We start from the raw sequence: 14,096 nt of genomic DNA, 5'->3' as shown, positions 1-14,096 counted from the left end.
CGCCCCCGGCCCCGCGGCAACGACCGCGGGGCCGGCACGACATGATCCAGCGGGAGGATTCATCGTATGACCATCACGACGTCGCGTCGTGCCTTGCTCGCGGCCGGGGGCACGCTGCTCGCGGCGCCGGCTTTGGCGCAGTCCGGCTTTCCCAATCGCCCGATCCGCCTGATCGTGCCCTGGCCGCCGGGCGGTTCGACGGATGGTCAGCTGCGATCGCTCGCGGACCTCGCGACGCGGCATCTCGGCCAGCCCGTCATCATCGAGAACCGCAGTGGTGTGTCCGGCACCATGGCCGCGCAGATCATGGCGGCCGAGCAGCGCGGCGACGGCTACCTGGTCGGCCAGATGCCGATCACCGCCTTCCGCGTGCCGATGATGACCTCGCGGCCCGGCTGGGACCCGATGAAGGACTTCACCTACGTCATCCACCTGACCGGCTACCTGTTCGGCGTGGTGGTGAAGGCGGACAGCCCCTGGCAGACGTGGCAGGAGTTCATGGCCTACGCGAAGGCCAATCCGGGCAAGATCGCCTATGGCTCGCCCGGCGTGGGCAGCACGCTGCACATCACCATGGAGCGCATCGCGGCCGAGAACGGCATCGAATGGCTGCACGTGCCCTTCCGCGGCGGGGCGGACAACATCCAGGCGGTGCTGTCGGGCCAGACGCAGGCGAACGCTGATTCGACCGGCTGGGCGCCGTTGGTCGAAGCCGGGCAGCTGCGCCTGCTGGTGACCTGGGGTGAGAACCGCGCCGCGCGGTTCCCGAACGTGCCGACGCTGCGCGAGGTCGGCATCAACATCGTCTCGGCCTCGCCCTACGGCCTCGCGGGTCCGAAGGGGATGGATCCGGGCGTGGTCCGCGCGCTGCACGATGCCTTCAAGGCCGCGCTGTACGACCCCGCGCATGCCGAGGTGCTGGCGCGCTACGACATGCCGCTGATCTACAAGAACAGCGCGGACTACACATCCTATGTCGGGCAGGTCATGGAAGAGGAAGGCACCATGATCCGCCGGCTGAACCTGCGGATGAACTGAGTCGGGAGGGCGTGACGCCCTCCCCCTCACTCGCCGGCCGGCATGTCCACCTTGCCGGTGTGGAGTTGCAGGCGCGAGAACTCCGGCGCTTCCTGCCCGGCATCCTTGAAGGCCTGCTTCAGCGCCGCGATGTTCGGCGCGAGGATGGTCTCGCGGTTGGCGCTGACCCAGTCGCGCGACTGCTGCGGCATCGTCAGCGAACCCTGGAAGCGCGGCATCACCCAGCGCGCGAACAGCTCGAAGGACCGCCAGGTCGCCTCGCGGTCCGCCCATTCATGCGCGCGGAACAGGATGCCGCCGGTGCCGCCATCGGTGAAGGACAGCAGCCGCTCGATTCCCTTGGCGATGGTCTCGGGCGAGCCCACCAGCGTCGAGCCCTGCGCGAGACCATCGCGCAGCGGATCCTCCGATCGCATCGGCGGCCGGCCGAGGGTTTCGCTGAAATAGGTCAGCGTCTCCAGCGCCTCGCCATGGCGCACCTCGCGCAGGGCGCGCTCGTCATCCTCGGCGCAGTGCATGTTGACGACCAGGCGCCAGTTCTTGCGGTCCATGGTCTTGCCGTGCTTCGCGGCCTCGGCCTCTGCCATGCGCCACTGCTCGGCGAGCATCTTCGGCCCGCCATGCAGCCCCGCACCGAGCGAGAGCAGGCCGACGCCGTGCTTGCCCGCGGCCAGCGCGCCAGAGGGCGTCGTCGAGGAGGCGACGGTCACCGGAAATCGCGGTTCGGACCAGGGCGCCATGTGCAGCCGCGCATCGCGCAGCGTGAACCAGTCGGTCGCCATGGTGACCGGCTCCTCGCAGGCGAGGAGCTTCATGATCGCGGTCAGCGATTCATCCATCCGCCGCCGCTGGTGCGCCGGGTCGATGCCCATCATGTAGGCATCGGAGACCAGCGCGCCCGGGCCGCAGCCCAAGATGACGCGGCCCTTCGTCATGTGGTCGAGCTGCACGAAGCGCTGCGCGACCAGCAGCGGGTGATGGTAGGGCAGGCTCGTCACGCCCGAAGCCAGCGTGATGTGCTTCGTCTTCTCGGCCAGCGAGGCGATCATGATCTCGGGGCTCGCGATGAGCTCCCAGCCGGCGGAATGGTGCTCGCCGATCCAGGCCTCGTCATACCCCAGCGAATCAAGCCACTGGATCAGCGCGCCGTCGCGATCCATCGCGAGCGTCGGATTGTCGCCCACGCGATGGAAGGGGGCGAGGAAGATGCCGAAGCGCATGCGTCGCGGAGCCATGGATGTTCCCCTGTGTCGTGTCTGCATTCAGGCCCGCCGCGCGCTCACATGGAGGGCGGGTCGCCGGCGAGGAATTCCGCCCCGTCGTAATCGGCCTCGATCGGGATGCGGAGGTAGCGCCCCTCCGGCGCATCGCGCTGGATCGGCTGCACGGTCACAACCGGCCTCGCACGCGCGGCGGCAAAGGCCTCGGCGACCGAGTTGCTGCGCGCCAGCTTGTTGAGGTTCATGCGCGTGGGGAAGACGATCTTCTTCGTGCCGGCCTCGGCTTCGGCCAGGGCGTCGCGCGGGCGGATCCAGACGCTGTCCACTGCCTCCCCGCCATCATGCACCGCGTCCTGGTCGGCGGGCGCGGCGGCGAGGAAGAAATGCGTGTCGAAGCGCTTGGGCACCGCGACCGGCGTGATCCAGTGGGCGAAATGCGCCAGCGCATCGAGGTCGGGCCGCAGGCTGCGCGCCGCAAGCATGGCGGCGAACGCCCCTTCCGCCGCCGGCGCGGCACCGGGGGCGGCGAGCAGCACCCCGCATTCCTCCCAGGTCTCTCGGATGGCGGCGATGCGGAAGGCGCCGTGGGCATCGCCGCCGGCGAGCACCAGGTCGGAGGCTTCGACCCGCCCCCCGGGGAAGACGAGCGCACCGGAGGCGAAATCGATCTGGTGGTGGCGGACCACCATGAAGACCTCGAGCCCCTGCCGGCCGTCGCGCAGCAACAGGACGGTTGAGGCAGGGCGGGCGGGGACAGGGCTGGACATTTCCCCCGTATTGCAGCGCGCCCCGGTCCCCTCCGCAAGGCACGTTGACGCCACGGCAGCGCCACATCAGCCTTGCAGGAAAATGAGGGGACGGAACGGCATGGTGCTGCTGGCGCGTTGGGCCCGCGAGACGCCGGACAAGGTCGCGGCGCATTTCCCGGACCTCGGGACGAGCATCACCTTCGATGCCCTCGACGCCCGGTCCAACCGCGCCGCGCAGTGGCTGATCTCGCTGGGGCTGCAGCCCGGCGACGGCATCGCCATGCTGATGGACAACCGGCCGGAATTCCTCGAGCTCGCCTTCGCCTGCCGGCGGGCGGGGCTCTACTACACGCCGCTGTCGGTGCATCTGCGGCCGCAGGAAGTGGCCTACATGCTGACCGACGCGCAGGCGAAGGCGATCCTCGTCTCGCCGGCGCTGGCCGACCTCGCGACGTCGCTGGTGCGGGAAGGTGCGACCGGGGACGTCCCGCGTTTCGCCGTCGGCGACGGGGTCGAGGGTTACCGGTCCTATGAGGAGGCGCTGGCCGTCTTCCCCGCACCGGCCCGGCTGCCCGAACGGCCGATCGGGCGGGAGTTCCTCTATTCCTCCGGCACCACCGGCCTGCCCAAGGGCATCAAGCGCCCGATGGTCGCTTGGGAGAACCGCACCGCGCCGGAATGGGACATGACCTGGAAGGCGTTCTACGGCTTCGGTCCGGACACGGTCTATCTCTCGCCGGCGCCGCTGTATCACGCCGCGCCGCACACCTTCTCCATCCGCCGCACCATCGCCGAGGGCGGCACCGTCGTGGTGATGGCGAAGTTCGACCCGCTGGGCGCGCTGGAACTGATCGAACGCTATCGCGTCACCCACAGCCAATGGGTGCCGACCATGTTCGTGCGCCTGCTCGCGCTGCCCGAGGAGGATCGCCGGCGCTTCGACCTGTCCTCCCATCGCTGCGCCATCCATGCCGCCGCACCCTGCCCCGTGGGCGTGAAGCAGCGGATGATGGAGTGGTGGGGGCCGATCATCTGGGAATACTACGCGGGCTCCGAGAGCGTCGGGACGACCGTGGTGTCGCCTCACGATTGGCTCGCGCGGCCGGGCACGGTGGGGCGGCCGGTGAATGGCGTGAAGCTGCACATCTGCGACGATGACGGTAACGAACTGCCACCCGGCGAGGTCGGGCGCATCTGCTTCGAAGGCGCGCCGCGTTTCGCCTACCACAACGCGCCGGACAAGACGGAAGCCGCCTACAACGCGAAGGGCTGGGCCTCTCTTGGCGACCTCGGGCGGGTCGACGAGGACGGGTGGCTGTTCCTGTCGGACCGGCGGGCAGACCTGATCCTGTCGGGGGGCGTGAACATCTACCCGGCCGAGATCGAGGCCGCGCTCGCGAAGCACCCAAGCGTGGCGGAAGTCGCCGTCGTCGGCATCCCCAACCCCGATTTCGGGGAACAGGTCCACGCCGTGGTCGTGCCGCGCGGCCGCGCGATAGGGCTGCAGGCGGAACTCGAGGCGCTGTGCCGCGAGCAGCTCGCCGGCCCGAAGCGCCCGCGGAGCTACGAATTCGCCGAGGAACTCCCGCGCAGCGAAGCCGGCAAGCTGCTGCGCAGGATCCTCAAGGAACGCTACCTCAGCCCGACCTGAGGCCGAGGCGCTCGACGCGCTGGCGTTCCTCCTCATAGGTCTGGACGATGAAGCGGCCGTAGTCGGCGCTGTTGAGGTACTCCATCGGCATGTCGAGCCGGCGGAGCGCGGCGATGTGCGTCGGGTCGTCCAGCGCCGCCTTGAAGCCGTCGTGCAGCGTACGGACAATGTCAGGCGGCATGCCCGCGGGGCCGACCAGCCCGTAGGGCGAGGTGACGACCATCCCCTGGTAGCCGAGTTCCAGCAGCGTCGGCACGTTCGGCCAGCGTGGCGAGCGTTCGCGCGACCACACGTTGAGGAAGCGCAGCTTGCCCTCGTCGACGAGCTGCCCGACGCCCGAGCCCGTGGCCCCCGCCTCGATATGCCCCCCCAGCAGCGCGGGGGTGAGATCGCCTTCCCCGCGGAAGGGGACATGCGTGACCTCGACCTTCTCCCGCTCGGCGAGGTCGACCATGGTCAGGTGCGGCGTGCCATTGGCGCCCGTGTTGCCGATGCGCACCTCGCCCGGCCGACGCCTGGCATCCGCGACCAGGTCGGCCCAGGTCCGATAGGGGCTTTCGGTACGCACGGTGACGGCGAACAGATAGCCGGTCAGGTGGATGATCGGCGTGTAGTCCTTCGTGACGTCATAAGGCATGCGCTGCATGTGCGGCAGGCGCAGCGCAGGCAGCGTCATCTGTCCGATGACGTAGCCATCCGGCCGGGTACGCGCGATGTTGGCCGCCGGCAGGGTGCTGCCCGCGCCGGGGCGGTTCTCGATCAGCACGGTCTGGCCCATGTGCCGCGTCGCGGCATCCGCGAAGGCGCGCATCTGCACGTCGGTCGCGCCGCCCGGCGGGAAGCCGATCTGGATGGTGATCGGCTTGTTCGGGAAGCGTTCCTGGGCGCCGACGCCGCGCACGAACGGCGTGGCCAGCGCAGCGCCAAGCGTGGCGCGGCGGGTGATGGTCATTCCTGTCTTCTCCTCCCGGTCGTTCCCGCCCGCGCGTTACAGCGTGCGCGCGATGATTTCCTTCATGATCTCCGAACTGCCGCCATAGATGCGGCCGACGCGCGCATCGGCCCAGGCGCGCCCGATCTCGTATTCGGCCATGTAGCCATAACCGCCATGCATCTGCAGGCAATCGTCCAACAGACGGTTCTGCATCTCGGTGCCGAGCAGCTTCGCCGTCGCCGCCATCTCCACCGACAGGCCACCATTCATGTGCAGCGCCAGGCAATGGTCGGCGAAGACGCGGAACATGGTGGCGTTGGCCTTGAGCTCCGCCAGCTTGAAGCGGTTGTGCTGGAAGTCGAAGACCGTCTGGTTGAAGACCTTGCGGTCCTTCGCGTAGTCGATGGTCTTCTGCAGCATCGCTTCCATGGACGCCGCGGCGCGGATGGCGATCACCAGGCGTTCCTGCGGCAGGTTCCGGATGAGGTAGGAGAAGCCCGCATTCTCCTCGCCGAGCAGGTTCTCCGCCGGCACGCGCACCTCGTCGAAGAACAATTCGGAGGTGTCGGCGGCGTGCAGGCCGATCTTCTCGAGGTTGCGGCCCTTGGTGAAGCCGGGGGTTCCTTCCTCGACGCAGATCAGGCTGATGCCCTTGCGGCCCGCGCCCGGATCGGTCTTGCAGACGACGATCACCAGGCCGCAGTTCTGCCCGTTGCTGATGAAGGTCTTGGATCCGTTGATGACCCAGTCGGACCCGTCGCGCCGTGCCGTGGTGCGCACCGCCTTGAGGTCGGACCCCATGCCGGGCTCGGTCATGGCGATGGCGGTGATCATCTCGCCCTTCGCCATGCGCGGCAGCCATTCGCGCTTCTTCTCCGGCTGCGCGAGCGCCTCGATATAGGGCACCACGATGTCGGAATGCAGCGGGAAGCCGATGCCCGATGCGTTGGTGCGGCCGATCTCCTCGATGATCACGGCGGAGTAGCCGAAATCGGCACCGGCGCCGCCGTATTCCTCGGCGAGCATGGGGCAGAGCAGGCCTTCCGCGCCGGCCTTTCGCCAGACCTCGCGCGGGACGATCTCGGCGCGTTCCCAGTCGCGGTGATAGGGCACGATCTCGCGTTCGAAGAAGCGCCGCACCTGGGTGCGGAACATCTCGTGGTCGGCGGTCAGGACGCTGCGCGGCGCGCCACCGGGCGGGGCGGTCGTGTCCATGGACGGTTCCTCATTGGTGTTGCGGCGAGCCTACCCCGCGCGGCGCGGCCATGTCAGCCCGGCAGAAGGGTCGCGATCTCCTCGGCCGTGAAACCCCAGTCGCGCAGTGCAGCCGCGCCATCCGCGCCGCGCAGCGCGGAGGGGCCCGGCGGCGGAGCCGGCGTGCGGGAGAAGCGCGGGCTCGGCGCCGGCTGCATGCCGGCAGGACCTTCGACGAAGGTGCCGCGCGCGACATTGTGCGGATGGCGCGGCGCTTCATCGAGGTCAAGCACCGGGGCGACGCAGGCATCCGTGCCTTCGAAGACCTGCGCCCAATGGTCACGGGGATGGCGCGCGAAGACCGCGGCGAAGTCGGCGCGGATGGCGGGCCAGCGCGACGTATCCGTGCGGTCGGCGTAGCGCGCGGGATCGAGGCCGAGGCCCTTGAGCAGCAGGGCGAAGAACTGCGGCTCCAGCGCGCCGACCGCGACGAACTTCCCGTCCGCGCATTCGTAGGTGTCGTAGTAGGGGCAGGCGCCGTCGAGGAAATTGCCCTCCCGCGCATTGCGCCAGCGCCCCTGCGCCATCAGCCCGTAGATGAAGCCCATCAGCGTCGCTGAGCCGTCGGTCATGGCGGCATCGACCACCTGGCCCCGGCCGCTGCGCGTCGCCTCGAACACCGCGGCCATGATGCCGAAGGCGAGCAGCATGCCGCCGCCGCCGAAATCGCCGATCAGGTTGAGCGGCGGGACCGGCCGCTGCCCCGCCCGGCCGATGGACCACAGCGCGCCGGTCAGCGCGATGTAGTCGATGTCGTGGCCGGCGGCCTGCGCCAGCGGCCCGTCCTGCCCCCAGCCCGTCATGCGGCCGTAGACCAGGCGCGGATTGCGCGCATGGCAAGCCTCCGGGCCGAGACCGAGGCGTTCCATCACGCCGGGGCGGAAGCCCTCCACCAGCACATCGGCGCGCTCGACCAGGCGCAGCACGGCCTCGACCGAAGCGGGCGATTTCAGGTCGAGTGCGAGGCTGCGCCGGCTGCGGGAGAAGACGTCGCCGCGATGGCCCGGCGGACCCTCCGGCCGGTCGATGCGCAGCACCTCCGCGCCGAGATCGGCGAGGAGCGTGCAGCAGAAGGGGCCGGGCCCGATGCCGGCCATCTCGATGACGCGCAGTCCGGCGAGCGGGCCCGGCATGGTTCAGCGGCCTTCGAACTTCGGCGCGCGCTTCTCGCGGAAGGCGGCCTTGCCTTCCACGAAGTCCGCGGAGTTGCGGATCGCGGCCATGCGCTGGCCATGGATCGCCATCTGCTCGGACGGGCCGCGGGGGATGATCTCCTCGGTGACCATGCGCTTGATCTCGCCAAGCACCATGGGCGCCATGCCGCACAGTTCCACCGCCCATTCCTTCGCCTTCGCGAGCGCCTCGCCCTCCGGCACGACCTCGTTCACCAGGCCGACGCGCTCCGCACGCTGCGCGTCGATCGTGCGGCAGAGCAGCGCGATCTCCATCGCGATCTTGTGCGGGATGCGGCTGACGAGGCCCGCGATCATGCCCCCCGTCAGGCCGAGCTTCGCTTCGGGGTAATAGAACTTGGCGCCGGCGCCGCAGACCATCAGGTCGCACATCATGGCGAGCACGATGCCGCCGCCGACGCACCAACCCTCGACGGCGCAGATCACCGGCTTGAGCGGCCGATAGCCCACGGTCGGGATGCAGCGCCAAAGCTCGGGCGGATCCGCGACATCGGCGCCGAAGGTGAAGGCGCGCGTGCCGGTCGCGGTGATGATGGCGCAGCGCAGGTCGGCGCGCTGCTCGAAGTCCTGCATCACGCGCTGCAGCTGCTCGGCCATCGGCTTGCTGATGGCGTTGCCCTTCGCCGGATTGTTCAGCGCGACGATGCGGATCGGACCCTCATCCGTGACAGTCACCAGTTCCACGTCAGTTCACCCCTGCTCCAGTGCGGCGCACGATCGCGCCGAAGATCTCCCGGTCCCGCCGGATACGGTCGGCGAATGGCTCGCCGGTCTCGAAGGCGGGCCAGAGCCCGCCCACGGCCATGGCCCGCGCGACGGGCTCGGGCTTCAGCGCCTCCTCGAGCGTCGCCGCGACGCGGCGCACGATCTCGGGCGGCGTGCCGGCCGGCGCGGCGATGCCGAACCATGACATGGCGCCGCGCTCCGCGAGGCCGAGTTCCATCAGCGTCGGTACGTCGGGGAATTCCGGATGGCGGTTCTCGCCGAAGGTGGCGAGCGGGATCAGGCGCCCGTCGCGGAGTGCCGGCAGCGCGACGGGATCGCAGATGATCTGCACGCGCCCGGCGAGGAGGTCGGTGAAGGATGGGCCGGAGCCGCGATAGGGCACGTGCTCCAGCCGCAGGCCGGCAGCCTCGCCGAAGACCTCGCACTGCATCTGGGTGATGGTGCCGTTGCCGGCGGATCCGAAGCGGATCTCGCCGGGCCGCGCCTTCGCATAGGCGACGAAGTCCCGCATCGTGCGCACCGGGACGGACGGATGCATCGCGACCATCGCGTCGGAGGCCGCGACGCGCGCGATGGGCACGAAGTCGCGGTCGACGTCGTAGGGCAGCCGCATCATGTGCGGGCTGATGGTGAAGATCGCTGTGGGGAACAGCAGCAACGTGTAGCCGTCCGGCCGGGCACGCGCGACGCCGTCCGCGCCGATCGACCCGCCGGCGCCGCCGCGATTCTCGATCACCACCGGCTGGCCGAGCACGCGCCCCCATTCCTGCGCCAGCGGTCGCGCCACCGTGTCGGTGCTACCGCCTGGCGGATACGGGACCACAAGCGTCACGGTCCGCTGCGGCCAGGCGCCTTGGGCGCGGGCGATTGCCGGCGCGAGCACCGCAGCGCCGAGTGCCCGGCGCGAGAGGCTTGCCGTCATGTCGTCACCTCCTCCGTCAGCGTCGCGCGGGCATCGACCGCGATCGTCCCCTGCCCTGCCGCGCGCAGGATCAGCGGATTGACGTCGAGTTCGGCAAGCCGCGGCCCGAGATCGGCCGCGAGCCAGGACAGGCGCATGAGCGCATCGGCCGCCGCGTCGATGTCGGCGGGCGGACGGCCACGCAGGCCGCGCAGCAGCGGGGCGACGCGCAGGCCCTCGATCATCGCGCGCGCTTCGGACAGCGTGAGCGGCGCGGGCGCCATTGTGACGTCCTGCAGGAATTCGACCAGAACGCCGCCCGCACCGGCGAGCACCATGGGGCCGAACTGCGGATCCTGCGTCGCGCCGAGGAAGAGCTCCGCTTCGCCGCGTGCCATCTCCTGCACCACGCAGCCTTCCGAGGCACCTGGCGCGGCGCGTTCCAGTGCGGCGGTGACCTCTGCAAAGGCGGTGCGGAGTGCGGCCTCGTCGCGCAGGTTCAGCCGCACCAGGCCGAGGTCGCTCTTGTGCACCACCGCGCGGCTGACGCCCTTCAGCACCACCGGGAAGCCGATGCGGCGCGCGGCGGCGACGGCCTCGTCGGCAGTGGCGGCGGATGCTTCGCGCGTGACGGGCATGCCGTAGGCGGCGAGCAGGCGCTTCGCCTCGCCTTCGGTGAGCGAACCACGCGGCAGCGCCGGTGGGGGGCCGGCACCCTCAGGGCGAGCCGCGACATCCCCCGCCGCGCGACCCGCCGCGGCGACGTCGAGCGCCCGCGCCACGGCGAGCGCATCCGACATGCGGTCGAAGAAGGGGAAATCCGCCGCGCGCATGACATCGCGCGACGCATCGCCCACCGCCCCCGCCGTCATCAGGTAGAGCAGCGGCTTGCCACCCTCCCGCGCCAGCGGTGGGAACAGCGTCGTGCGCCCGGCCATGTCGGGCTGCGTCGTCATCGGCACCACCACGGCCCCGACATCCGGATCGGCCATGAAGGCGCGGATGCAATCGGACAGGCCGTCGCCGCTGGTGCCTTCGTGGAAAGAACCCGTATCGACCGGCAGCGCGACGTGCGTTTCTGGCATCCAGCGCGCCAGGACGGCGCGCGTGGCGTCAGACATCTGCGCGAGCCGCAGCCCCGCGCCCGGCATCATGTCCGCGAATGTCACCGTGCTGCCGCCGGAGGACGCGATGGGCGCGAGGCCAAGCCCTGGCGCGGGCCAAGGCGGCAGGCGGATCGCGGCGTCGCAGGCGAGCACCATCGCCTGCGGATCCTCCATCACCACCGCGCCGGCGTCGCGGCATACCGCCGCGAAGGCGGGGAAGGCGCCGGCGAGGCTCGCGGTGTGCGACCGCGCGGCCTGGGCGCCGGCCTCGCTGCGCCCGGCCTTGACGATGAAGACAGGCTTGCCAGCGGCGCGGGCGGCCTGCAGCAGCGCACGGAAGCGCTGCGGGTCCTTCAGCCCCTCGATGTAGAGGCCGATCGCGCGCGTCGCGGGGTCGTCGACGAGGAAGGCGAGGAAATCCTCCAGCGTCAGATCGGCCTGGTTGCCCACCGAGACGCAGCGCGAGAAGCGCGCCCCGTGATGCCGCCCGAAGGACAGCAGCGTGCCCATCAGCGCCCCGGACTGGCTCACCATGCCGATGCCGCCGGGCGCGTAACCTTCTTCCTCCAGCGCGAGACTGGAGGAGAGCATGGCGCGGTCGACCGGGTTGAAGATGCCGAGGCAGTTCGGGCCGACCAGGCGCATGCCCGCATCGCGCGCGATGGCAAGCACGCGGTCCTGCAGCGCGGCGCCCGCGGGCCCGGCCTCGGCCAACTTGCCCGTGATGACGATGCAGGCGCCGACGCCGGCCGCGGCGCAATCGGCGATCTGCGCCTCGAGCGAGGCGGCCGGCACGGCGAGGATGGCGACATCCGGCGGCGCCGGGGCGGCGGAGACACGCGGATAGGCCGGCAGCCCGCGGATCGTCGCGCGGTTCGGGTTGATCGGCAGGATCAGGCCCGGGAAACCGTGCTTGAGCAGATAGTGGATGACGCGGCCGCCGAACTTGCCGACATCGTCCGAGGCGCCGACGACCGCAACCGACCGCGGCGCGACGATGCGCGCGATCGGCAAGGGCCGGCTGGCTTCCGCTTCCTCCACGCCCGTCTCCATATGCGGGGTCCGGGGGAAGGCTAGGACAGGATGGCGGGCGCGTCAGCCCACCGGTTCGGCGCGGAAGCCTTCGCCCCAGCGCACGACATGCGCCCGTGACGGCGAGGGGAAATGCGCGAAGCACATCAGCGTGCGTGCCTCGCAGCAGGCTTCCAGCACGCGGCGACGGGTCTTGGCGGCCAGCACCGGATCCCAGTCCGCGCGCATCGAGATCTGGGGATAGCGTGCCTGCAGCGGGGAATGGATCAGGTCGCCGGTGAACAGCGCCTCGGTGTCGCCCTTGCCGACGCGGAGCGCGACATGGTGCGGCGTATGCCCGGGCGTGGGCTCGAGCCGGATGTCGTCGGCCAGCACGTGATCGTCCGTCACCATCTCAGCGCGCCCGGCCTCGACGATGGGCAGGACGGAATCGGCGAAGGGCAGCACGGGCGTCTTGGCGTTCTCGCCGCTCCAGTACGCGAATTCCTGCGCCGAGAAGACGTAGCGCGCCCTGGGGAAGGTCGGCACCCAGCGCCCGTTCTCCAGCCGGGTGTTCCAGCCGACATGATCCACATGCATGTGCGTGCACATGACGATGTCGATGTCGTCCACCGTCAGGCCCAGCGCCGCGAGGCCGCGCATGTAGGCGTCGCTGCGCATCCGGTTCCAGAAGGGATGGTTCGGGCGGTCCTTGTCGTTGCCGACACAGGTGTCGACCAGGATCGTGTGATGCCTGGTGCGCACCACCCAGGACTGGATGCAGAGGATCAGCTTGCCGGTGGCGGGGTCGAGCGCGAAGGGCTCGAGCCAGGCGCGGTTCTCGTCCAGCAGGTCCTTCGTCAGGGTCGGGAAGAAGGTGAGTGGATCGAAGAGAGGGCTTTCCCCCTCGACGATGCGCTGGATGGTCACGTCGCCGAGCGCGAAGCCGTCCGCCATGGTTCCTCTCCTTCCTATCGTGAATCCGCGTCGCGCGGCGCCCGCAGCAGGGCAATGCCGACGACCAGCGCCGGCAGGCCGCAGGCCGCGAAGCCCAGGCCATAGCTGCCCGTCGCCAGCAGCACGCCGGAATAGACCAGCGGCAGGATCAGCCCGCCGAGTTGCCCGAAGGAGAGCACGCCCCCGGTCGCCGCGCCACGTTGGCCAGGCGCTGCGAGGCGCGCAGCCTCGGCGAGCAGCACGCCGTGCCAGGACATGACGGTCGCGCTCAGCACCGTCGCCACCAGGCCGATCAGCAACAGCGGCCAATGGGGTCCGAGCAGCGCCATCGCGGCCGACCCACCCGCCATGCCGAGGGCGAGCCAGCACATCACGACGGCCGGATCGACGCGCCCACTGCCCAGCCAGCCCCAGAAGATGCGTCCCGGGACCGCGACGACCATCGCCGCCGAGAAGACGAAGCCGGCGGCGGCAAGCCCGTGGCCGAGCTCGGTCAATGCCACGACGAAATAGGAGGTGAAGACCGTCTGCAACCCGTTGAAGGCGAAGCAGGCGAAGGCCAGACGCCTAAGGTCGCCCGTGCCGACGACGCTCGCGATGGTCCGGTGGAAGTCCGACAGGCGGAAGGCCTGGTCCGGTACGCGATCGGAATCGAATTCAGCCCGCAGCGGCTCGAGCATCACGGCGAAGACCAGGCAGGACACGCCGGCGATCAGCAGGGTGCCGCGCCATCCCGTCAGGCCGGTCAGCCAGGGCCCGAGGATGCCGGCGATGAGCAGTCCCGCCGGCACCGCCGTCTGCTTGATGGAAAAGACCAGAGGCGCCTGCCGCGGCGGGGAATAGCGACCCAGAAGGTGGGAACTGGCCGGCGTGGACATCGCCGCCGCGCCGCCGCCGATCACCGCGGAGACGAGGAAGAGCACCAGCGGCCCCGTCGTCGCCACGGCCATGCCGATGCCCAGCAGAACGAGCGCCACCTGGCTCATCCGCATCGCGCCATACCGCAGGATGAACGACCCGCAGCCCAGCTGGAACAGCAGGGCGGCGCAGGCCGCCGCACCGACATAGATGCCGAGCCATGCCGGATCGATCGCGAGATCATCGAGGATCGCGGGCGCAATGATGGGCGGCAGCGAGCGGCCGAGCGTGGCGAAGGTCTGCTGCAGGAACATCGCCCCGAGGATGATCAGCAACAGCCTGGTCGATCGTTCCGCCATCTCATCCCGTCACGCGGGCCTTCGCCGGCGCGGCCGGGGACCCTCCCGCCGTCACGATAGGCGCAGGCGGGACGGCCTGCGAAGCCCCCGGCCGTCACTTGATCTCGGGCAAGCGCGCAGCCGGAGAACGCGGCAATAT

Annotated in this window: 12 protein-coding genes; 2 read left to right on the top strand and 10 right to left on the bottom strand. The window is 70.2% G+C overall.

Features of this window, described 5'->3' with window-relative positions:
* Positions 1-66 precede the first annotated feature (66 nt).
* Positions 67-1,038: a tripartite tricarboxylate transporter substrate binding protein gene (locus GWK16_RS20125; RefSeq protein ID WP_170055748.1), complete on the top strand. Its 972-nt coding sequence runs from the start codon at positions 67-69 to the stop codon at positions 1,036-1,038.
* Positions 1,039-1,064: 26 nt separating this feature from the next.
* Here GWK16_RS20125 and GWK16_RS20120 read toward each other — a convergent pair whose 3' ends face one another.
* Both GWK16_RS20120 and GWK16_RS20115 read right to left on the bottom strand, forming a co-directional pair.
* A complete protein-coding gene (locus tag GWK16_RS20120; RefSeq protein WP_211187594.1) occupies positions 1,065-2,273 on the bottom strand; it encodes an LLM class flavin-dependent oxidoreductase in 1,209 nt (402 codons plus the stop codon).
* Positions 2,274-2,317: 44 nt separating this feature from the next.
* Complete coding sequence (locus GWK16_RS20115; protein WP_170055747.1) at positions 2,318-3,025, bottom strand: NUDIX hydrolase; 708 nt, start codon at positions 3,023-3,025, stop codon at positions 2,318-2,320.
* 82 nt (positions 3,026-3,107) lie between these two features.
* On the opposite strand from GWK16_RS20115, the gene GWK16_RS20110 reads away from it, so the two are divergent.
* Positions 3,108-4,658 carry an AMP-binding protein gene (locus GWK16_RS20110; RefSeq protein ID WP_211187592.1) on the top strand — a complete coding sequence of 517 codons (1,551 nt, stop codon included), beginning with the start codon at positions 3,108-3,110 and terminating at the stop codon, positions 4,656-4,658.
* Here GWK16_RS20110 and GWK16_RS20105 read toward each other — a convergent pair.
* From GWK16_RS20105 to GWK16_RS20070, 8 genes are read right to left on the bottom strand one after another with little or no spacing between them, the layout of a single operon-like run.
* Positions 4,645-5,610 carry a Bug family tripartite tricarboxylate transporter substrate binding protein gene (locus GWK16_RS20105; RefSeq protein WP_170055746.1) on the bottom strand — a complete coding sequence of 322 codons (966 nt, stop codon included), beginning with the start codon at positions 5,608-5,610 and terminating at the stop codon, positions 4,645-4,647. The genes GWK16_RS20110 and GWK16_RS20105 overlap by 14 nt on opposite strands.
* Positions 5,611-5,646: 36 nt before the next feature.
* Positions 5,647-6,807: an acyl-CoA dehydrogenase family protein gene (locus tag GWK16_RS20100; RefSeq protein ID WP_170055745.1), complete on the bottom strand. Its 1,161-nt coding sequence runs from the start codon at positions 6,805-6,807 to the stop codon at positions 5,647-5,649.
* Positions 6,808-6,860: 53 nt separating this feature from the next.
* Positions 6,861-7,979 carry a CaiB/BaiF CoA transferase family protein gene (locus GWK16_RS20095; protein ID WP_170055744.1) on the bottom strand — a complete coding sequence of 373 codons (1,119 nt, stop codon included), beginning with the start codon at positions 7,977-7,979 and terminating at the stop codon, positions 6,861-6,863.
* A 3-nt stretch (positions 7,980-7,982) separates the two neighbouring features.
* A complete protein-coding gene (locus GWK16_RS20090) occupies positions 7,983-8,723 on the bottom strand; it encodes an enoyl-CoA hydratase-related protein (protein WP_170055743.1) in 741 nt (246 codons plus the stop codon).
* Position 8,724: 1 nt separating this feature from the next.
* A complete protein-coding gene (locus tag GWK16_RS20085; RefSeq protein ID WP_170055742.1) occupies positions 8,725-9,687 on the bottom strand; it encodes a Bug family tripartite tricarboxylate transporter substrate binding protein in 963 nt (320 codons plus the stop codon).
* The gene (locus GWK16_RS20080) at positions 9,684-11,825 is read right to left on the bottom strand and encodes an acetate--CoA ligase family protein (protein ID WP_170055741.1); all 2,142 of its coding nucleotides are present in this window, start codon (positions 11,823-11,825) and stop codon (positions 9,684-9,686) included. The genes GWK16_RS20085 and GWK16_RS20080 overlap by 4 nt, the downstream gene beginning before the upstream one ends.
* Before the next feature lie 42 nt (positions 11,826-11,867).
* Positions 11,868-12,740 (bottom strand): MBL fold metallo-hydrolase, encoded by an 873-nt coding sequence (locus GWK16_RS20075; protein WP_170055740.1) that lies wholly within the window; start codon positions 12,738-12,740, stop codon positions 11,868-11,870.
* Between the two features lie 14 nt (positions 12,741-12,754).
* Positions 12,755-13,957 carry an MFS transporter gene (locus GWK16_RS20070; RefSeq protein ID WP_170055739.1) on the bottom strand — a complete coding sequence of 401 codons (1,203 nt, stop codon included), beginning with the start codon at positions 13,955-13,957 and terminating at the stop codon, positions 12,755-12,757.
* Positions 13,958-14,096 lie beyond the last annotated feature (139 nt).

The sequence above is a fragment of the Neoroseomonas marina genome, assembly GCF_012927745.1.
Classification (GTDB): domain Bacteria; phylum Pseudomonadota; class Alphaproteobacteria; order Acetobacterales; family Acetobacteraceae; genus Neoroseomonas; species Neoroseomonas marina.
Note: the sequence above shows the minus strand (reverse complement) of the source record. Positions and strands in the feature narration are given on the sequence as shown.